Annotated in this window: 19 protein-coding genes and 1 tRNA gene; 8 read left to right on the top strand and 12 right to left on the bottom strand. The window is 60.6% G+C overall.

The window, feature by feature from the left end; translation table 11 throughout:
* Window positions 1-65: 65 nt before the first annotated feature.
* The 3 genes from AC1D1M_RS03880 to AC1D1M_RS03870 are packed head-to-tail and all read right to left on the bottom strand — an operon-like array spanning window position 66 to window position 3689.
* Complete coding sequence (locus AC1D1M_RS03880; protein ID WP_477774599.1) at window positions 66-1013, bottom strand: dihydrodipicolinate synthase family protein; 948 nt, start codon at window positions 1011-1013, stop codon at window positions 66-68.
* A 57-nt stretch (window positions 1014-1070) separates the two neighbouring features.
* Window positions 1071-1997, bottom strand: coding sequence for a 4-hydroxyproline epimerase (locus tag AC1D1M_RS03875; protein ID WP_477774598.1), 927 nt, complete (start codon window positions 1995-1997; stop codon window positions 1071-1073).
* A 45-nt stretch (window positions 1998-2042) separates the two neighbouring features.
* Window positions 2043-3689 (bottom strand): APC family permease, encoded by a 1647-nt coding sequence (locus AC1D1M_RS03870; RefSeq protein WP_477774597.1) that lies wholly within the window; start codon window positions 3687-3689, stop codon window positions 2043-2045.
* 187 nt (window positions 3690-3876) lie between these two features.
* Here AC1D1M_RS03870 and AC1D1M_RS03865 point away from each other — a divergent pair, with 187 nt between their 5' ends.
* The 3 genes from AC1D1M_RS03865 to AC1D1M_RS03855 all read left to right on the top strand — a co-directional run bounded on the left by AC1D1M_RS03865 (window position 3877) and on the right by AC1D1M_RS03855 (window position 7480).
* The gene (locus AC1D1M_RS03865) at window positions 3877-4671 is read left to right on the top strand and encodes a PAS domain-containing protein (RefSeq protein WP_477774596.1); all 795 of its coding nucleotides are present in this window, start codon (window positions 3877-3879) and stop codon (window positions 4669-4671) included.
* A 77-nt stretch (window positions 4672-4748) separates the two neighbouring features.
* A complete protein-coding gene (locus tag AC1D1M_RS03860) occupies window positions 4749-5129 on the top strand; it encodes a RidA family protein (protein ID WP_007980523.1) in 381 nt (126 codons plus the stop codon).
* A gap of 362 nt (window positions 5130-5491) precedes the next feature.
* The gene (locus tag AC1D1M_RS03855; RefSeq protein WP_477774595.1) at window positions 5492-7480 is read left to right on the top strand and encodes a peptidase U32 family protein; all 1989 of its coding nucleotides are present in this window, start codon (window positions 5492-5494) and stop codon (window positions 7478-7480) included.
* Window positions 7481-7521: 41 nt separating this feature from the next.
* Here the strand turns inward: AC1D1M_RS03855 and AC1D1M_RS03850 are convergent, their stop codons facing one another.
* The gene (locus AC1D1M_RS03850; RefSeq protein ID WP_477774594.1) at window positions 7522-8103 is read right to left on the bottom strand and encodes a hypothetical protein; all 582 of its coding nucleotides are present in this window, start codon (window positions 8101-8103) and stop codon (window positions 7522-7524) included.
* Window positions 8104-8217: 114 nt separating this feature from the next.
* Window positions 8218-8646, bottom strand: coding sequence for a hypothetical protein (locus AC1D1M_RS03845; protein WP_477774655.1), 429 nt, complete (start codon window positions 8644-8646; stop codon window positions 8218-8220).
* Window positions 8647-8967: 321 nt separating this feature from the next.
* Here AC1D1M_RS03845 and AC1D1M_RS03840 point away from each other — a divergent pair.
* Window positions 8968-9042: transfer RNA gene (locus AC1D1M_RS03840), tRNA-Gln, on the top strand.
* Window positions 9043-9139: 97 nt separating this feature from the next.
* Here AC1D1M_RS03840 and AC1D1M_RS03835 read toward each other — a convergent pair.
* The gene (locus tag AC1D1M_RS03835; RefSeq protein WP_477774593.1) at window positions 9140-9802 is read right to left on the bottom strand and encodes a glutathione S-transferase family protein; all 663 of its coding nucleotides are present in this window, start codon (window positions 9800-9802) and stop codon (window positions 9140-9142) included.
* 158 nt (window positions 9803-9960) lie between these two features.
* Here AC1D1M_RS03835 and AC1D1M_RS03830 point away from each other — a divergent pair, with 158 nt between their 5' ends.
* Window positions 9961-10893: a GlxA family transcriptional regulator gene (locus tag AC1D1M_RS03830; RefSeq protein ID WP_477774592.1), complete on the top strand. Its 933-nt coding sequence runs from the start codon at window positions 9961-9963 to the stop codon at window positions 10891-10893.
* Window positions 10894-10995: 102 nt separating this feature from the next.
* A complete protein-coding gene (locus tag AC1D1M_RS03825; RefSeq protein ID WP_477774591.1) occupies window positions 10996-11970 on the top strand; it encodes a nitrilase-related carbon-nitrogen hydrolase in 975 nt (324 codons plus the stop codon).
* 68 nt (window positions 11971-12038) lie between these two features.
* Here AC1D1M_RS03825 and AC1D1M_RS03820 read toward each other — a convergent pair whose 3' ends face one another.
* Window positions 12039-12545, bottom strand: coding sequence for an HvfX family Cu-binding RiPP maturation protein (locus AC1D1M_RS03820; protein WP_477774590.1), 507 nt, complete (start codon window positions 12543-12545; stop codon window positions 12039-12041).
* Window positions 12546-12824: 279 nt separating this feature from the next.
* On the opposite strand from AC1D1M_RS03820, the gene AC1D1M_RS03815 reads away from it, so the two are divergent.
* Window positions 12825-14327, top strand: a complete 1503-nt coding sequence (locus tag AC1D1M_RS03815) for an aldehyde dehydrogenase family protein (protein ID WP_477774589.1) — start codon at window positions 12825-12827, stop codon at window positions 14325-14327.
* Window positions 14328-14388: 61 nt separating this feature from the next.
* Here AC1D1M_RS03815 and AC1D1M_RS03810 read toward each other — a convergent pair whose 3' ends face one another.
* Entirely contained in the window at window positions 14389-15048 is a 660-nt protein-coding gene (locus AC1D1M_RS03810; RefSeq protein ID WP_477774588.1) for a carbonic anhydrase, read from the bottom strand.
* Window positions 15049-15109: 61 nt separating this feature from the next.
* A complete protein-coding gene (gene cynS, locus AC1D1M_RS03805) occupies window positions 15110-15577 on the bottom strand; it encodes a cyanase (protein ID WP_223463759.1) in 468 nt (155 codons plus the stop codon).
* Window positions 15578-15700: 123 nt separating this feature from the next.
* Between cynS and cynR the strand changes: the two genes are divergently transcribed.
* A complete protein-coding gene (cynR, locus tag AC1D1M_RS03800; protein ID WP_477774587.1) occupies window positions 15701-16582 on the top strand; it encodes a transcriptional regulator CynR in 882 nt (293 codons plus the stop codon).
* A gap of 95 nt (window positions 16583-16677) precedes the next feature.
* On the opposite strand, the gene AC1D1M_RS03795 is transcribed toward cynR, so the two are convergent.
* The 3 genes from AC1D1M_RS03795 to AC1D1M_RS03785 form a co-directional block, all read right to left on the bottom strand.
* Window positions 16678-17007 carry a hypothetical protein gene (locus tag AC1D1M_RS03795; protein WP_103393738.1) on the bottom strand — a complete coding sequence of 110 codons (330 nt, stop codon included), beginning with the start codon at window positions 17005-17007 and terminating at the stop codon, window positions 16678-16680.
* A gap of 523 nt (window positions 17008-17530) precedes the next feature.
* Window positions 17531-18034, bottom strand: coding sequence for a GNAT family N-acetyltransferase (locus AC1D1M_RS03790; protein WP_477774586.1), 504 nt, complete (start codon window positions 18032-18034; stop codon window positions 17531-17533).
* Window positions 18035-18106: 72 nt separating this feature from the next.
* Window positions 18107-20053 (bottom strand): DNA topoisomerase III, encoded by a 1947-nt coding sequence (locus AC1D1M_RS03785; RefSeq protein WP_477774585.1) that lies wholly within the window; start codon window positions 20051-20053, stop codon window positions 18107-18109.
* Between the last annotated feature and the right edge of the window lie 152 nt (window positions 20054-20205).

Genomic DNA, 20205 nt, shown 5'->3' with positions numbered 1-20205 from the left:
CGCCGTACCGCCGTGGGCGAAAATAAAAGCGGCGCGCATTGGCACGCCGCTGTACTGGCTGAATGTCAGGCGAAGTTCTGCTCGGCCGACCACTGCTCGTACCACTGGCGGAACAGCGCGTACTGGTTCTCGGCATAACGACGCTGGGCATCGCTGAGCACATCGGTGTCGTTGAAGTGCAGGGTGTATTCCTTGTCGCCATTGAGCACCATCAGGTGCTTGTAGTAGAGCACCAGGTCGCAGCCCTCATCGAAGGACGACAGCACCGCCAGTGCGGATTCCAGTTCCCGCGCCTGACGACGGGCCTTGGCATCGCCCTTGGCCGCTTGTTTGCTCAAGGCCACCAGGCGCAACACTTCGCGCGGCAGTGCGTTGCCGATGCCGGTGATGGCGCCGGTGGCGTTGCAGTTGACGAAGCCATGAACCACTTGGGTGTCGACACCGACCATCAGGGTCACGTCATCGTCCTTGGAGGTGATGTGTTCGGCGGCGTAGCGCAGGTCGGCAGCACCGCCGAATTCCTTGAAGCCGATCAGGTTCGGGTATTCGCGACGCAGTTCGAAGAACAGGTCGGCGCGGGTGGCGAAGCCGTAGTAAGGACTGTTGTAGATCACAGCCGGCAAGCCTGGAGCAGCTTTGAGGATCGCGGCGAAGTGGGCTTTTTGCGCGGTGGCCGAAGCGCCGCGAGACAGCACACGAGGGATGACCATCAAGCCATGGGCGCCGACTTTGGCCGCGTGCGCCGCATGGGACACCGCTTCGCGGCTGTTGACGGCACCGGTGCCGACGATGGTCGGAACGCCGGCGGCCACCAGGCGCGCCACGCCTTCCTGACGCTCGGCTTCGGTCAGCAACGGCCAGTCGCCCATGGAGCCGCAATACACCACCGCGCTCATGCCGATGTCGATCAGATCGCGACCCTTGGCCACCAGCGCGTCGAAGTCCGGCTTGCGCTCGGCGGTGCATGGGGTCATCAGTGCAGGGATGCAGCCAGTGAAGATGTTGTCGCTCATTTTGTTGTCACTCCTTGAAGCGTTCATACAGATCTGGTTAGGGAAAAGGCGTGGGGCTCAAATGCCCCACGCAAAGGGGTCCTGTTCGTCGATCAGCAAGGTGCTGTCGGCGGTCATGTAGGCGCGGCCAGTGATGAAAGGGATGATGCGTTCGCCTTCCCATTCATAGCTGCCGACAAACTGGCTGGCGGTGATGCTGGCCTGGACCCAGCGTTCACCGGCGGCCAGTTTTCCTTCGGCCGCCAGGCACGCCAGTTTTGCGCTGGTGCCGGTCCCGCAGGGCGAGCGGTCGTAGGCCTTGCCGGGGCACATGACGAAGTTGCGGCTGTCGGCGTGGTCGTCGTCGGCGAACAGTTCGATGTGGTCGATCAGCGCGCCGTCTTCACCGTGGATGCCCTGGGCCTCAAGGGCCTTGAGCATTGCCCAGGTGTACTCGGTGAGGAACTCGACGTTGTCCATCTGCAACGCCTGACCGTGATCGGACACCAGGAAAAACCAGTTGCCGCCCCAGGCGATGTCGCCGTACACGCGGCCATGTCCTGGCACTTCGACCGGCACCTGTTGACGGTAGCGGTAGGCGGGCACGTTGCGCAGGGTGACGTTGCCGTCCTCGTGCAGCGTGGCGCTGACCGGGCCGACCGGCGTATCGATCTTGTGCTCGCCGGGCTGAATGTGCCCCAGGTAATGCAGCGAGTTGACCAGGCCGATGGTGCCGTGACCGCACATGCCGAGATAGCCGGCGTTGTTGAAGAAGATCACACCGCAGGTGGCGTCCGGTGACACCGGTTCGCAAAACAACGCACCCACCAGCACATCGTTGCCACGGGGTTCCAGCAGGCAGGCGCGGCGCCATTGGTCATGCTGGTCGCGCAGGGTGTCGCGCTTCTCGGCCATGGTCCGGCCGGACAACTGGGGCAGGCCCGACATCACCAGGCGAGTCGGTTCGCCGCCGGTGTGGGAATCAATGACATGTACTTTTTTCATAAACCTATCCATTAGAGGAACACGCAGGCTTTGCTGGCCTGAATTTCAGCGAGAGGTCTGGACGGATACACCAATCGGACGCTGGCCTGTGGTCGTGCCGGTGTGAACGGGATCGGCTTCGCTTTCACCGTCCTCGTCTTCCAGGCGAACCAGATGTGCCGGCACGCCGGTGGCCGCGCCCCAGTAGTAGATGCCCATGGCGCAGGCCGCCACGACCACGGTGTCGAAAGGATGGGTGAGCACACCCATGCCGCCGAAGCTGCCGAGCCAGGACAGCACGATGGTCACGGCATAGAAGCCGATCAGCCATGCCGAAGAACGCACTTGCTGGGCCAGGCTCAGGTGTTGGGTCGGCACGAAACGACCGCACAGCAGGTACACCACGAACATCAGGATTTGCAGGCCGAGCAGCCAGGACACGGTGCTCCAGCCGGACCAGTAGACGATCAGCGCGGCGATGATGAATGACACCGGGCCGAGGACGCCCATGCGCTTGACCTTGAACGGGCGCGGCATGTCGGGCGCATTGCGGCGCAGGGCGGCCACCGACACCGGGGCCACGGCGTAGCTCAACACCAGCGCGGCGGAGACCACGTTGATCAGGGCTTCCCACGAAGGGAAGGGCAGGGTCCAGAACACCGACAGGGCAAAGGTCAGCCACAGCGCCGGACGCGGGATGCCGGACTTTTCATCGATACGGGTGAAGACCTTGAAGAAGGTGCCGGTCTGCGCCCAGCCGTAGATCACCCGCGGGGTCGCATTCATGTAGATGTTGCCGCAACCGCTGGGGGAGATCACCGCGTCGGCCACCACCAGATAAGCCAACCAGCCCACACCCAATGCCAGGGCAATGTCGCGGTATGGCAGGGCCAGTTCCTTGGCGACGCCGGCCCAACCGTTGGCGAGCATTTCGGTGGGCACGCCGCCGAGGAACGCCACTTGCAACAACACATAGATCGCAGTGGAGAGCAGTACGGAGAGGATCAGGGCAATCGGGATGGTGCGTTGCGGATTCTTCACTTCGCTGGCCACCGAGATGATTGGTGTCAGCCCCAGGTAGGCGAAGATGATGCCGCCGGCGGACACCGCCATCTCGACACCGGACAACCCGAACGGCATGAAGCCCTGGGACTGGAAGTTCTCCGGTTTGAAGAAGGTGAACAGCACGCCGATCACCAGCAACGGCACGATGAACTTGAACATGCTGATCAGGTTGTTGGCCTTGGCAAAGGTTTTCACGCTGTAGTAGTTGAGCATGAAGAACAGGCACAGCAGGCCGAACTGGACCAGCCAGCCAATCGCCGTTGGATTGCTGGAACCGGCCTGGGTCAATGCGGGAAACCACGCAGCGGCGTACTGGCGCGCGGCGACCACCTCGATGGCCACCAGGCTGGAAAACGCGATCAGCGTGATGAAGCCCATCAGGTAACCCAGCAGCGGGCCGTGGGAGTAAACCGGGTAGCGAATCACACCGCCGGCACGGGGCAGCGCCGCGCCGAGTTCGCAGTAGACGATGCCCAGCAGCAGCACCGCAAAACCGCCCAGCAGCCAGGAAAAGATCCCCGCCGGCCCCGCGATGGCGGACACGTGACTGGCTGCGAACAACCAGCCGGAGCCGAAGATGGCCCCCAGTCCGATAAACGTAAGGTCTATCAATGAAAGTTGTTTTTTGAACTTGCCTTGGCCTGACATGGCATCGCCTTCTTGTGAGTTATTGGATAGGCAGGTGTGCACTTCAAGACGCCCTGGTCGGTTTTGCCGAGGAGGGCGGTGGCCATAGAGTGAACTCGGCGGCTTGCTCGCGATTGATGTTTTGCTTGGGTGTCGATGACGAAATCAGCACAATGGGCAGATGCCGATCATTGGGAGAGACAGGTAGATGACTCAGGATGCGTTTGCGCTGTTGTGCCAGGGCGACGACTCGAACCGCCCCGAATCCATCGAGCAATTGCTGGCAGGTGTCGCGCTTTTGCTGCCCATGCTCGATGTCATTCCGAATGCGGCGATCTTCATCAAGGATGTGCAGGCGCGCTATGTCATGGCCAACCGCACGCTGGTGCAGCGCTGTGGCTTGAAGCAGCTGAAACCGTTGCTGGGGAAAACCAGCGCCGAGGTGTTTCCCGAGCAATTGGGGCCCGGTTACACCGAACAGGACCGGCGTGTGCTGGAGCAGGGTCTGGTGCTGGAAGACCAGCTGGAACTGCATCTGTACGGCAGCCGCGAGCCGGGCTGGTGCCTGACCCATAAGCGACCGCTGTATAACCGCCGCAATGAAATCATCGGTCTGGCGGGTATTTCGGTCGACCTGCAATCGGCCAGTGACACGCACCCGGCGTACCAGCGCCTGGCGGCGGTGGACGAACACATTCGCGCGCATTTCAACCAGCGCGTTACCCTGGGCGAGTTGACTCGCATCGCCGGCATTTCCGTGGCGCAACTGGAACGTTACTGCAAGCGTGTGTTCCATCTGACGCCACGGCAGATGATCCAGAAGGTTCGCCTGGAGCACGCCCATCGACTGCTCCTCACGGACCTGCCGATCACCGAGGTCGCCCTGCAATGCGGCTATACCGACCACAGCGCGTTCACCCGGCAGTTCAAGGCATTGACCGGTTTCACCCCGCGCCAGTACCGCCAGGCCACAGGTCACGAGCAGCCGTCCGCTCTGGATTAGCGACGCGCCGGGAATCGCCCTGTAAACTGGCCGCGCAAAAGGCGCTCGCCTTACCCTTTCAAGCAAGAGAACCTGCAATGGCAAACCACGACCTGACCTTTACCCCCGACCTCGATGCCGATTCGATTTCCTCCGACGTCGTCGGTTTCGGCGGTGTGCTGGTCTCCACCCAGATCCCGACCCGCGCCGACGGCAGTCTGGAACTGGGCGACATCACCCTGCAAAGCGAATGCACCCTGCAAGCGCTGAAGGTTGCGCTGGAGCGTGCCGGCAGTTCCATGGACCGCGTGATGCACCTGACCATCTACCTCACCGACATGGCCGACCGCGCCGCGTTCAACGAGGTCTACAAGCGCTACTTCGCCAAGCCATGGCCGGTGCGCGCTGCCGTCGGGGTTGCCTCGTTGGCGGTTGAAGGCATGCGCGTGGAAGTCACGGCTATGGCTGCCAAGGCGTAATTGCAGCCACACAAAACCTTGTGGGAGCGAGCTTGCTCGCGATGGCGGGGTGTCAGTCGACATCCATTTTGAATGTTCTGGTGCTATCGCGAGCAAGCTCGCTCCCACAGGGGATGTCGGGCGTGGATTGGATTTGTGGTCGGCGCCAAACAAATGTGGGAGCGAGCTTGCTCGCGATGGCGGGGTGTTAGTCGACATCCATTTTGAATGTTCTGGTGCTATCGCGAGCAAGCTCGCTCCTACAAGGATTCAGGCAGGGCAGATCTGCCCAAGGCCACCCACCCGGCAGCATACGGGTGCCGGTCAGGCGTTTCGCCGCTACAATGCACGCCTCGACCGTGACAAGCCTGACTAAAAAAACTATGTCTTTGCCCAAACATCACCTGGAATTGCTCAGCCCTGCCCGCGATGTCGCCATCGCCCGCGAGGCCATCCTGCATGGCGCCGATGCCATCTACATCGGTGGCCCGAGCTTCGGCGCCCGCCACAATGCCTGCAACGAAGTGAGCGATATCGCCCAATTGGTGGAATTCGCCCGTCGCTATCATGCGCGTGTGTTCACCACCATCAACACAATCCTGCATGACAACGAACTGGAGCCGGCCCGCAAGCTGATCCACCAGTTGTATGACGCCGGCGTCGATGCGCTGATCGTCCAGGACCTGGGGGTGATGGAGCTGGACATCCCGCCGATCGAACTGCACGCCAGTACCCAGACTGACATCCGCACCCTGGAGCGGGCGAAGTTCCTCGATCAGGCCGGTTTCTCGCAGCTGGTGCTGGCCCGCGAGCTGAATCTCAAAGAGATCCGCGCCATCGCCGACGAAACCGACGCGGCCATCGAGTTCTTTATCCATGGCGCGTTGTGCGTGGCGTTTTCCGGCCAGTGCAACATTTCCCACGCGCAGACCGGGCGCAGCGCCAACCGTGGCGACTGCTCCCAGGCCTGCCGTCTGCCGTACACCCTCAAGGACGAAAAGGGTGGCGTGATCGCTTACGAAAAACATCTGCTGTCGATGAAAGACAACAACCAGAGCGCCAACATCCGCGCCCTGGTCGAGGCAGGCGTGCGTTCGTTCAAGATCGAGGGCCGCTATAAGGACATGGGCTATGTGAAAAACATCACCGCCTACTACCGCCAGCGTCTCGACGCCGTGCTCGAAGACCGTCCGGATCTGGCCCGTGCCTCCAGCGGTCGCACCGCGCACTTCTTCCTGCCCGACCCAGAAAAAACCTTCCACCGTGGCAGCACCGATTACTTCGTCACTGACCGCAAGATCGATATCGGCGCCTTTGACTCGCCGACCTTCACCGGTCTGCCGGTGGGTGTGGTGGAGAAAGTCGCCAAGCGTGACATGCAAGTCGTGACGCACGAGCCGCTGTCCAACGGCGACGGCCTCAACGTGCTGGTCAAGCGTGAAGTGGTGGGTTTTCGCGCGAACATCGCCGAACCGAAAGGCGAGTTCGAGGAGGACGGCGAGAAGCGCTATCGCTATCGCGTCGAGCCCAATGAGATGCCGGAGGGGATGTACAAACTGCGCCCCAACCATCCGCTGAATCGCAATCTCGATCACAACTGGCAACAGGCGCTGCAAAAGACTTCTGCCGAGCGTCGCATCGCCCTGAGCTGGGTCGCTCGCCTGCGTGAAGAACAGCTGGAACTGACCGCTACCAGTGAAGAAGGCATCAGCGCCAGCGTCACCCTGAATGGCCCGTTCGGCGCCGCCAACAAGCCGGAACAGGCGCTGGAGCAATTGCAGGATCTGCTCGGCCAGTTGGGCACCACTCAGTACCACGCCATCGACATCAAGCTGGACGCGCCGCAGGCGTACTTCATCCCTAACTCGCAGCTCAAGTCCTTGCGCCGTGAAGTGATTGAAGCCTTGACCGAAGCGCGGATCGCCGCCCACCCGCGTGGCAGCCGCAAGGCCGAAACCAGTCCGCCGCCGGTGTATCCGGAGTCGCACCTGTCGTTCCTGGCTAACGTCTACAACCAGAAGGCCCGCGACTTCTATCACCGCCACGGCGTCAAGCTGATCGACGCTGCCTACGAGGCCCACGAGGAAACCGGCGAGGTGCCGGTGATGATCACCAAGCACTGCCTGCGTTTCTCCTTCAACCTGTGCCCGAAACAGGCCAAGGGCGTGACTGGCGTGCGCACCAAGGTCGCGCCGATGCAATTGATCCACGGCGATGAAGTGCTGACGTTGAAGTTCGACTGCAAGCCTTGCGAGATGCACATCATCGGCAAGATGAAGGGCCATATCCTCAACCTGCCGCAACCGGGCAGCGTGGTCGGTCACATCAGCCCCGAAGACCTGCTCAAGACCATCCCGCGCGCGCCGCACTGAGTGACTGGTGAGTGCGCCGCAACGGCGCGCTCACCTGTTGTTCAATACCCTGCGTAGTTGAAGTAAACGAATGCTACGGCAACAGCCAGACAAAACGCTGCCAGGGCTTTAGTTTGTGCGGTTGCCTGAAATTCGCTCGACGCTTGCTCATGGGGTTGCGAGTACGTGGCGGCGTCATGGCGGCGCTGCAGCATGGCCCGATAGGTGTAACCCAAGCCGATCAGCAGGAAAATAGCCATCAGGCCAAGGATCAGCCAACGTATCGTTGCCGGTTTTCCAGCAGCGGATACTCTCATCTCGTCTTCACAGGCCGCGCTCTCGAACTCCAGCACAGAAATGGGTTGGTAAACCGTCGAGGGCCTCTGTACATCTCTGTGTGTCGCCGCCATTTGTTCCAGGTCCAGTGCCTGATACTTCCAGAGCGTCATCGATCCTTCCCGGCAGTAGGTGAACGAAGCGGGGCTCGAGGCGCCGATGATGCAGGCATCGTCGATACCGATTTTTTTCAGGGTTTCCATCGCCGACCGTGTGAAGTCCATTTCGAGGACAGGAATGACACCGTTGGCAGACACCGCGACCGACACCAGCAGGCTCGCGATGACGCAGAGGGTTGATATTTTCAAAGTCGAGACCCCCTCGTTTTTTACAGGTTCTTTGTGATAAACGCGGGGTCTGGTTGCAACCTGCTTTTGCTGAAGTCTAGACGCTGGCGACAAACCTGGAGCTGGCGGTCGACACTATCCACAGGTTTCGGCGACGGCTTTTTCAGCTCGTTTGAATTCCTGTTTGACGTCGGTGGGGATGCGCTGCTTTTTCAGTTCCTGACCGAGGAAGGGTTGCTCGCCCTTGGACTGGACCTCTGCGTCCTCGGCCGTTATCTGCGCCTCGATGGCAGCAGCGTGCTTGTCGATGACGGCATCGACCTCGGCTGCATTTTTGGCGGTGTCGAGCGCTAAAACCAACTGGCCGGCCTCGGCTTTTTCGGCTTCGGCATAGGCTTCGACCGTCAACCCGGAGGCCAAGGCCCGCGTCTGGGTTTCCAGCCGATTGAGATGCTCCCGGGCGGCCTTGCAGACCGCTTCCTGTCGCTGGTCCTGGATGTGCTCCCAGGTGTTCAACCCATAGATCGCGGCCCCGACCACCAGTAGGGTTGCAGCGGCCCCCATTAATTTGCTTTTCACTTTTGGCGCCCTCAAATGGCAAGGGAAGGGTGTTGCGCAAACGATTCCCGATTCAATTCGAGTAAAGAAAAGCGTAGCAGAGCTGTTCGGGCTGAATGTGCGCCGATAACTCCCCGAGATTCGGCTCAACACTAAGCGCCTGTTTTAATGAACAAATTTTTTTGTTTGGGCTTCCCAGACGAGGAAAATGTTGGTAAATTTGCGCCCACTCTTGCACCGGCCCTCAGGGAGCCAGTCGCGAGAGCAGGCAACAGGTCTTGTTGCCACTCAAGAAAGCGAGTGCCAGGCACTCATCGCAACAGATACAGGGGCGTCGCCAAGCGGTAAGGCAGCAGGTTTTGATCCTGCCATGCGTTGGTTCGAATCCAGCCGCCCCTGCCATTTTTATTCCTGCCTAATCAGATAACACTCGACCGACGGTAATTATTCGTCGATTCGCCGGTTTTTTGCCTCCCGTTCCCCAGTCGCGCTGGCGCCACTACCGAAAGCGCTCCGGGATGGCCTCGGCAAACGGATACCAGGAAAAATACGGCCTTGCCTCGTCGATGACCCGTTTGATCGAGGACCTTTGGGTCAACCTGTCGAAATAAGCACCCAAGTGGCGATGATCGTCGGGAAAGGCTACGAGGGTGCTGGCGTAGAACAGCGCCGGGGCGGCGGCACAATCGGCCATGCTGAACGACGGGCTGGCGACCCAGGTTTTTGCCGTCAGCTGACGTTCGAGCATGCCGTACGCCGTCATCAGCGCGGCGCGTTCGCGGGTCAGGTCGCTGTTGGCGGCATTGATTCGGTCAGCGACGATCTTCTGCATCGGCACCTGGACGTGGAGGTCGAAAAAACGATCCCACAGCCGTACTTCCAGGGCGGCCTCCCAATCGTCCGGAATCAGGTGCGCCTGGCCGGGATGAATCCGGTCCAGATACTCAATGATCACACTCGACTCCGGTACAACCTTTTGCCGGGCGTGATCGCGCAACACCGGAAACTTGCCGATCGGCCACAGCGCTTGAAGTTCGGCCCGGTCGGCATCGTTGCCCAGGTCGATGACCCTTTTTTCAAACTCGATGTCCAGTTCATAGAGAGCGATCAGCGCTTTGTGGCAGAACGACGAGAGCGGATGGAAATAAAGAGTCAGTGACATCCTTCAATTCCTCGGTGAGATGGAAACCACTTGATTATCCGTCGCCATCCGCTAATGCGCGAGGTGCTCGACCCTGATGTCCGGCGCCTGCTGTTCGGGTTAGAGTGCAGGTCTTCTGGCCTGAATATCAGGCATGCCGCGTTTAGGGTCATATCACCATGCACCAGATCGGACTCATTGTTTACCCCGGTTTCCAGGTTTTGGGCCTGGCCATGTGTGCCGCCTTCGAGTTGGCCAACAGCGCCATGGATGAGCCGTTGTACCGCATTGCATTACTGTCCGAGCCGGGTGGCCTGGTGCAGACGTCCGCCGGTTTTGCTGTGCAGACTGAAGCGTTCGACCAGCGCTCGTTCGATACGCTGCTGGTCCTGGGCGACAATCTGATTCGCCCGACCACGCCGGGCATGCTGGAGTTTTTGCGCCGCGCCAGTCACGGCACCCGACGTCTGGGCTCGATTTGCACGGGGGCGAATGCCTTGGCGGAGGCCGGTTTGCTCGATGGGCGGCGGGCGACCACCCACTGGGCGCATGTGCCGGCTTTTCGCAAGGCCTACCCGAATGTAAAGGTCGAGGAAGACCGGATCTTCATCAACGATGGCCACCTGTGGACTGCGGCGGGGATGAGCGCATGCGTGGACCTGGCTTTGGCGCTGGTGGAGAAGGATCTGGGGGCTGACGTTGCACGCAAGGTGGCACGGCAATTGGTGGTGTACCACCGGCGTTCCGGCGGGCAGTCGCAGTTTTCGGTAATGCTGGAACTGGCCCCCAAGACCGATCGGATACAGGCCACGCTGAACTACGCCAAACAGAATCTCAAGTCCGCGCTGACAGTCGAGGAACTGGCCAGCGCGGCCAATCTCAGCCCCCGGCAATTCAGCCGGGTGTTTCATGCCGAAACCGGCCAGTCTCCGGCCAAGGCCATCGAAAACCTGCGGGTCGAGTCGGCCCGGTTGATGATGGAAACCGGACGGCATTCCATCGATGTAGTGGCGACGGACACGGGTTTTGGTGATCGGGAACGTATGCGTCGCGCATTCATTCGTGCGTTCGGGCAGCCGCCGCAGGTGATTCAGCGCGCCAGTCGGGGCTGATTTTGTGATGTCCTGAAAGGTGGCATATACGACATTTGTGCCTTTATATTATTATCGTAATATTGATCTCGTTGAAACGTTCCCCTCAATGAGATCACCGCCATGACCCTCGTCAAAGCCGCCGCCGTACAAATCAGTCCCGTTCTTTACAGCCGAGAAGGCACCGTCGACAAAGTGGTGCAGAAGATTCTCGAACTCGGCGAACAGGGCGTGCAATTCGCGGTGTTCCCGGAAACCGTCGTGCCGTACTACCCGTACTTTTCCTACGTGCAGTCGCCGTTCGAAATGGCCGCCGAACACCTCAAACTGCTGGACCAGGCTGTCACCGTGCCTTCGGCCGCCACCGACGCCATCGGCGCTGCGGCCAGGCAAGCCGGCATGGTCGTTTCCATCGGCGTCAACGAGCGCGATGGCGGTTCGCTGTACAACACGCAGTTGCTGTTCGATGCCGACGGCTTGCTGATACAGCGTCGCCGCAAGATTTCCCCGACCTACCACGAACGCATGATTTGGGGTATGGGCGACGGCTCCGGCCTGCGGGCCGTCGACAGCGCGGTAGGGCGCATCGGCCAACTGGCCTGCTGGGAGCATTTCAACCCGCTGGCCCGTTATGCCTTGATGGCCGATGGCGAACAGATCCACGCAGCAATGTACCCGGGGTCGTTTGCAGGTCCCTTGTTCGCCTCGCAAATGGAAGTCAGCATTCGCCAGCATGCCCTGGAGGCAGCGTGCTTTGTGGTCAATTCCACAGCGTGGCTGTACCCCGAGCAACAGGCGCAGATCATGGCCGACACCGGTTGCGCCATCGGCCCGATCTCCGGCGGTTGCTATACCGCGATCATCAGCCCGGATGGCACGGTGCTGGGGTCGTTGCAGGAAGGTGAGGGCGAGGTGATCGCCGATCTCGACATGGGCCTGATCGACAAGCGCAAACGCATGATGGATTCCCGCGGTCACTACAGCCGCCCGGAACTGCTGAGCCTGCTGATTGACCGCACACCTCAAACCCAAGTGCATGAACGCAGTGTGCATCCGAAGCTGGCCGAAGAGACCGGGTTGGAGGAAGTGACTCGTTAGTTTCAGGCAAAAAAACAGGGGACTTCATGGAAGTCCCCTTTTTGTTTGTCCGCGTTGCAGGTTTTGTTTCAGCGACGCCAGAAAAAACGAGCCATCAGTGCATCGATGCTGAGCTTGCCGCCACCCGTCAGCAACAACGGTGTGAAGGCCACAAGGTAGATCAATGGCAGTTTGAAGTTGCCGTAACCCTTGTTGCTGATGGCATAGCCTTGGGCAAGTTCACTCAGGGTGTGCCAGTCGGCAGGCCAATGGATGGCGGCGGTTGCGACGAGGGTCACCACCATCAGGCTCAACGCCGAAAAACGTGTGCCCAGGCCCAGCAGCAAGGTCATGGAAAAGATCAGTTCGGCCCACATCGACAGTTCCCAGTTCAGCGTCGCTGGAAGGTGGTCGAACGGAAACGGGAAGCGCTCCTGGATATCGGTGAACCAGTTCTGGCCGTTGAATTTCTCCAGCCCGGACTCCAGGAATTCCCAGGCGAGGAACACCCGCAGCGCCAGGGGGGCAACCCAGTCGCCGGCACGGTCGAGGTTCAGGTGCAGGCCTTTGACGGCCGAAGAAATGGAGGTGCTCATGGATGTTGATCTCTTTCAGGTCAGGGAGGCGGGGCAACGGCATGCCCCGTGAGTTGAGCGCTTTGACCGGTCTGGCCAATCGACAGGCGAATTTGATCAACGGGGTGTATCTGCGGTGTGTCGTTGTGGCGGGGTTTTGAGTGCGGGGTGTGTCAGGGGCGGGGTTGTATACATTAAGATACGTAAGCGGGGCCGTGCTCAGTCACCGGCCTGAAGCGTGACGCTCCGGGGAAATTGCTATACATTTTCCGGCCGCCCTTTGCATGGTGTAACCGCTTCATGTCTCTTGCGCTCGAACGTCTAGTCGCTGGCACGCCCATCCCTTTCGCCGGTAATCGTGTCACTGTCGTCAGCCCCGAACTGGCGCAACGCTTCCAGCCCGGTGATCACCTGCTGGTGGAGCAGGTCAGCGGTGAGTTGCTGCTGATCCCCGTGGCGGACCAGCAAGCGGCCAACGTCGCGATTGAGCGCGCCCAGGCGGCGTTTACCGCGCTGTCGGCGGTGTCCGATCAAGCCATCAGCGCCTTCTTCGACCTGTTTGCCCAACGCCTGGAAACCCCGGAGTGCTGGGCCTTGATCGAAGCCGCCAACCTGGCCGACATCGAACGGGCCAAGGCGCGCGGTCGCTCGACCACCCGGTTACTGGCCGATGAGCGCATGCGTCGCGACATGATCGCCGGCCTACGCGCGTGGCGTGATGCGGCGGCCAGCCGTGGCAAGGTGATCAGTTGCGTCGAGCACGATGGCTGGAAAGTCGAGCAAGTGGTCTCGCCGTTGGGCATCGTCGCCTTCGTTTTTGAAGGCCGGCCGAATGTGTTTGCCGATGCGGCCGGTGTGTTGCGCACCGGCAACACCGCCGTGCTGCGCATCGGCAGTGATGCGTTGGGCACGGCCCAGGCGATCGTCACCCATGCACTGAACCCTGCACTGAGCGACGCCGGCTTGCCGGTCGGTGCGGTGTCGCTGGTGGAAAGTGTCAACCACGCCGCCGGTTGGGCGATGTTCGCGGACCGGCGCCTGTCACTGGCGGTGGCCCGTGGTTCGGGGCGTGCCGTCAGCCAGTTGGGCAGCATCGCGCAGCAGGCCGGCACGGCAGTCAGCCTGCACGGCACCGGTGGCGCGTGGCTGATCGCCGATGCTGATGCCGACGCCCAGCGCTTTGCCGCCGTGGTGCGCAACTCCCTGGACCGCAAGGTCTGCAACACCCTGAACGTCTGTCTGATCCACCGCGACCGCGCCGTCGAACTGGTGCCGCTGTTCCTCGACGCACTCAAACAGGCCGGCACTGCACGGGTGCAGGGCTGCAAGCTGCACATCGTTGAAGGCAGCGAGTCGTATCTGCCGCAAGACTGGCTGGCCGCGACGGTCGAGGTGTATCGCGCCGAAGGCTATCAGACCGAGGCGCAGGCCGAGCCGTTGCCGGGAGATCAATTGGGCCGCGAGTGGGAATGGGAAGAAACCCCGGAAGTCAGCCTGAAAATCGTCGACGACCTGGACAGTGCCATTGCCTTGTTCAATCGCTACAGCCCGCAATTCACCGTGTCATTGATCAGTGAAAGTGCCGAGGCTCAGGAGCGTTTCTACAACGCGGTCAACGCGCCTTTTGTCGGCAATGGCATCACTCGTTGGGTCGACGGCCAGTACGCGCTGAACAAGCCGGAACTGGGGCTTTCGAACTGGGAGAGCGGGCGCCTGTTTGCTCGCAGTGCGATTCTCTCGGGTGATGGCGTGTTCACCATTCGCAGCCGCATGACCCAGATCGATCTGGGCGTCAAACGCTGAGAGAGCCGAACCAGTGACCGTCGCAAGGGCGGTCACTTTTATGAGCAAACGGCGGTTCTGATCAAGCGGCTTTGATCGCCTTGGCCGATACGGCACAAGTGCCCGGATGCTTGACCAGCGACACGAAGCTGCGGCTGTCGGCATCCAGCGCATCGATCGAACCGGTCTCGATGTCGTACACCCAGCCATGCAGGTTCAACAGGCCTTTTTCCTGGGCCAGTCGCACGCTCGGGTGCGTCTGGATGTTCGCCAGTTGGGCGATGACATTCTCCCGAACCATCGAACTGACCTTGGCCGCTTCATTGGTATGTGGCCGGCCTTCGTTGATCACTTTCGCCGACTCGGCGTGCTGCAGCCAGCCGCTGACGGCGGGCAAGTGATCCATGCAGGTGCACTTGGCCACCGCCGTCATGGCGCCGCAGTCCGAATGGCCGCAGATCACGATGTCGGTGACGCCGAGCACAGCGACGGCGTATTCGACCGTGGCCGACACACCACCCGGATGGGGGCTGTAGGAGGGCACGATGTTGCCGGCGTTACGGATCACGAACAGTTCACCGGGCTCTTGCTGGGTCAGCAGTTCCGGCACGACACGGCTGTCGGAACAGGTGATGAACAGCGTGCCCGGGTGTTGGGTGGTGGCCAGGTGTTTGAACAGGTCGGTGCGTTGCGGAAAGGCTTCTTTCTGGAACTTCAAAAAACCGTCGATGAGCGCTTTCATGATCGCTTCCTCTTGGATGAACAGGGTTCGGCCCGCACGGGTCGTGCGGGCCGGTATCAACCTAGAAAGGACGCAGGGGCAGGAACTTGCCGTCGAGGGTGATGACGGCGCGGGAGCCGCCTTCCGGGTCTTCGACTTTCTTCATGTCGAGCTTGAAGTTGATCGCGCTGATGATGCCGTCGCCGAACTGCTCATGAACCAGGGCTTTGAGGGTGGTGCCGTAGATCTGGATCATTTCGTAGAAGCGGTAGATGGTCGGGTCGGTCGGCACACCCGAGAGGCTGCCGCGCAGCGGGATGATCTGCAGTTGGGCCACGGCGTCGGCGTCCAGTTCCAGCTTGTCGCCGACCACTTTGGCAGCGCTTTCAGGCAGCGGGTGTTGACCGAGCAGGGCGGCGGTGACGTAGGCCAGGCTCAAACCTGTGCCGTCGGCCAGGTCCTGCCACGACAGGTTTTTGCGCGCCTTGGCGTCCAGGACAGAAGTGGTCAGGGCCAGGCTTGGGTCGTTGTAGGCATGGGACTGTTGCATGGTGATTCTCCTATCGGAAGGGGTGTCGCTTGGGTGTGGGGCCATCTTCTGTCGATTCATCCATAGCGTCAAAGATCGATATACAATGCAAGCCATAAGCACTGCCTATAAATGGAGAGTCCCATGTTGCTTCGACATTTGCGTTACCTGCTGGCAGTGGCCGACCACGGTGGTTTCACCCGCGCCGCCGAAGTGCTGCACGTGTCCCAGCCGACCTTGTCGCAGCAGATCCGCCAACTGGAAGAATCCCTGGGTGTGAGCCTGTTCGACCGCACCTCGCGCACGGTCAAGCCCACCGATGCCGGCGAGGCTTACATTGAATGCGCGCGGCGGGTACTGGTGGAGCTGGAAGCGGGCAAGCGTGCGTTGCATGACGTGAAGGATTTGTCCCGCGGTACCTTGCGCCTGGCCATGACGCCGACGTTCATGGCCTATCTGGTAGGGCCGCTGGTGCGCGACTACGTGGCGCGGTACCCGAACATCCACCTGGAGATTTTCGAGTTGTCGATGGACGAGATCGAGGCGGGGTTGGCGGATGATTCACTGGATATCGCGATTGCGTTTGATCAGGTACGAAGCACCGACATCGAATCGATCCCGGCCTTTACCGAGACCCTGGGATTGATGGTCGGGCGCGATCATCCGCTTTACGAATGTCAGGAGGCGTTGTCCGCCGAAGAGGTGGCCGAGCTTGAATTTGCCCTGCTGACCCCGGACTACATCACCCGCACCTGCATCGATGAGTATTTCGCTCAGGCGCAGATCACGCCCAAGGTTGTGATTGAAGTGAATTCGGTCAATACGCTGCTGGAAGTCATCCGGCATTGCGCCATCGCCACCATCCTGCCGGAACCCATCGCCACTCAGGATCGGGCAATGCGCAAACTTTCCATGCTGGGCGCAGCACCTGAACGCGGGGCCGCGTTACTGCGGCGCAAGAACAACTATCACAGCGCGGCGTCGTTGGCGTTTGTAGATCTGGTGTCGGGGGCTAATCTTTTTTGATTGCTCGCACATTGGTTATTAAGCAGACAAAAAAAAGCCTGCTCCTTATCGGGAGCAGGCCTTGTTTATCAATAAGTCAGTGATGACTCATTTAATTAGTAGAGCCGGTCAATCACCCGAACTTCGTTCTGATCCTGCATCGAGGCCCAGGCCTGTTTCAGGGTTTGCAGAACATTACCGATGAAGTCCTTGTCGGCCGCGGCCTTCTTGCCGACATAGCCCTGGCCGCGACGGTACATCTTCAGTCGGGCCAGCAGGTTCTGGTTGTTCTGGTCGAACTCTGCTTCATGGGCGTGCGGCGACAGGCAGTCGATATGAACCTGGCCACACTTGCTGATCCAGAGAATATGGTTGTCATGGCTGTCTTTCTTTGCAGCGAACATACGAGCCAGTTCATCGATAGTTGGTTGATTGTTCAGATTCATCATAAAACCCCTTGACCAATTGGTGATCTTTCAAAGTTGATTCGCTAATACAGGTAGCCCATCGGTTAGTTGATCCCTGGCACCGAAACCAGGACGTCAGCGTTCGACCGCCTTATCGGGCGGGGTCCTGCGTCTGTTGCATGTAGTCGTGTTGAATAACTGCTACGCAATAGCGTCACAACGAAGAGAAGCGGCGAAAACCTTAAGGCCACTGCCGACGTTTTCAGGGTCGGCCACAAGCTTCATGAGGATTGCTCGCCAAGTCTTCTCGCCCTTGTACTGGACGTTCAGGCCAGGTCAGCTTCTTCAATCTGCCTTGTGGGCAGCGTGTATCCGGGAAAAACAGCTCGGCGGTCAGACGAGCTTGCTCAAACGTGTTGCCTGTACTCCCGATCGGGGAGACGTCTGCATCATGCAAGGGCAGATCGAAGGCGTCAACGGTTTTGTAGTGAATATTTTTAGTCACTACATATTGTCGGACAAAGCTGTTCGGAATTAGCACGGGGAGTCGAGGGCGTGTCGGTCAGGACGACAAAGGCGGACACTCAAAGCGGTAAAAAGTGCAGGGATGGCGGTCAACCACCTGCTGATGCAAGGTGAACCCGACAACGCCGAGCCCCGGCATCACGGCGGCCCAGAACAGCCGTGCCGGCTGGTTCGTCTCGATGTGGAAAATCTGCCATTGACCGGGGAATTGGCTCAAGAGGGTGGAAACGACAAATCGCGCGACACCCCGGCCACGGAAGCGTCGACTGACAAACAGATAGCCGATGTTGTACTCGGCACCGGGTAGGTGGGTCTGGTTATCCACGGTCACGAAGCCGGCCAGCTCTCCGTCGACCTTGATCAGGAAGGGGCGGGTGGCCGGGTTTCGCCAATAGTCTGGCGTGGGCAGGATGTTGAAGAAACCGTATTCACCCAGTTTCAGCGGCAACCATTCGCTGAAGTCGTAGGTGTAGAACTGCATCAGGTTCTCGATGGTTTCCAGTTCATCGCGTTGGGCGGCGTGCAGTTCTATCGAAGACATGCGGGGTGGCTCCAGTTACGCCGGGGCAGGGACACCGTTCATTATGGTTGGCCACAAGGTTCGGTGTCAGGTTCAGGTTTTGCTTGCCGGTTTTGCCCTGCGCCTGGTGCCGTTCGCTGGTTTGCGCGGGGCGCTTTTACGTTTTTTCTTCCAAGGGGCTGCGGCGGAGCCGCCGGGCGGTGGACCGCTGATGGTCAGGCTCAGCCCGGCACAGCGACTGACCTGTTTGCTCATCCACGCCGCCTGTTTGGTGACGAATTCTTCCAGGCTCATTTCCCCGCTTTGCACCATGTCCAGGGCCTGTTCCCAGATCGCCGTGGTGCCCGGATCGGCGATGGCCCGCGGTACGGCGTCGATCAGGCTGAACGCGGCCGGCGTGGCGGCCAGGGCCTTGCCGTTCTTGACCAGGTAACCACGGTCGAGCAGGCCCTGGATGATCGACGCACGAGTCGCTTCGGTGCCGATGCCGGTGGTGTCCTTGAGCTTTTGCTTGAGCAGCGGGTCTTGCACCAATTTGGCTACATTCTTCATGGCCTTGATCAGATCGCCTTCGGTGAACGGCTTCGGCGGTTGCGTCCAGAGGTCCTTGAATTGCACGCCGGCCACTGCGCAATCGATGCCTTCGGCCAGGTTGGGTAGTGTCTGCGGTGACGGGGCTTCGCGGCCCTTGGCCGGTGCCAGCGCTTCGGGCAGGGCACGTTTCCAGCCCGGTTCGATGATCTGCTTGCCGACAGCGCGCAGGGCTTCGCCGGCGCAGTCGAAGTCGGCCTGGGTGCGATCGTATTCGTGATTGGGCAGGAACTGCGCCAGATATCGCGCGCGGATCAGTGTGTAGACCGCTCGCTGCTTGCCTGCCAGACGATCGAGATTCTTTGCCGCAGCGGTGGGGATGATGCCGTGGTGAGCGCTGACTTTGGCATCGTTCCAGGCCCGTGAGCGCCGTTGCGGATCCAGGTGATCGTGCAAGGCGTTCAACGCCGGATCGGCCTGACGCAACGCCGCCAGAATGGCCGGCGCCTCGCTGTGCTGACTGAGGGGCAAATAGCCGCAATCGCTGCGCGGATAGGTGATGACCTTGTGGGTTTCGTAGAGCGCCTGGGCGATGTCGAGGGTTTCCTGGGCGCCGAGGCCGAGCTTCTTCGAGCAGACCTCCTGCAGGGTGCCCAGGTCGAACGGCAGCGGGGCCACTTCACGCATCCGCTCGGTGCGCAGTTTGATCACCCGCGCACTGGCCGCGCCACGCATGGCGGCCGCCGCTTGTTGTGCCAGCGCCTGATTCAGGCAGCGGTCCTGATCGTCGCAAAGGTCGGATGCCGCGCGCCATTGCGCCGTGAACGCGGTGCCATTGTGCAGCAGTTGCACATCGATGGCCCAATAAGGGACGGGCACAAAGTCGGCGATGCTGCGATCGCGATCCACCACCAGGCGCAAGGTCGGCGTTTGCACCCGGCCGACCGGCAACACGCCTTGGTAACCGGATTGGCGCCCCAGCAGGGTGAACAGCCGACTCATGTTCATGCCGATCAGCCAGTCGGCCCGGGAACGCCCCAGGGCCGAGTGATAGAGGCTGAAGGTTTCGTTCCCCGGTTTGAGGGCCGCGAGGGCCTTGCGGATGGACGCATCGTCCAGCGCCGACAACCAGAGGCGGCGGATCGGCCCGCGATAGCGGCAATGTTCCACCAGTTCCCGGGCGATCATCTCGCCCTCGCGGTCGGCGTCCGTGGCAATGATCAGTTCGGACGCTTCGCCGAGCAGGCGCTTGACCGCCTTGTACTGGCTGGCGGTACGCGGCTTGACGGTCATTTTCCATTTTTCCGGAATGATCGGCAGGTCCGCCAGCACCCAGCGCTTGTAGCGCGCGTCGTAGGCATCCGGTGGTGCGGTTTCCAACAGGTGGCCGATGCACCAGGTCACCGTGACGTCCGTTCCCAGCCAGCAGCCATCGCCACGGCGCCTGGCACCGAGGACTGCCGCAATGTCTTTGGCCTGGGAAGGTTTTTCACAGAGGTACAGCCGCATAACCACCATCGTCGATCAATGTGCGAGAGGTGCACAGAATGGCGCTTGATGGACGATGGAGCAATCTTTATCTGTATGGATGTACAGTTTGATGTTGCGTCTGTTTGCAAGACATCGGTGTTTCCGTTCGGCTGCGAAGCATTCGCACATTC

This window comes from Pseudomonas sp. P1_F7 (assembly GCF_056405655.1).
The sequence above is the reverse complement of the archived record's forward strand: the minus strand, read 5'-3'. Positions and strand labels throughout refer to the sequence as shown.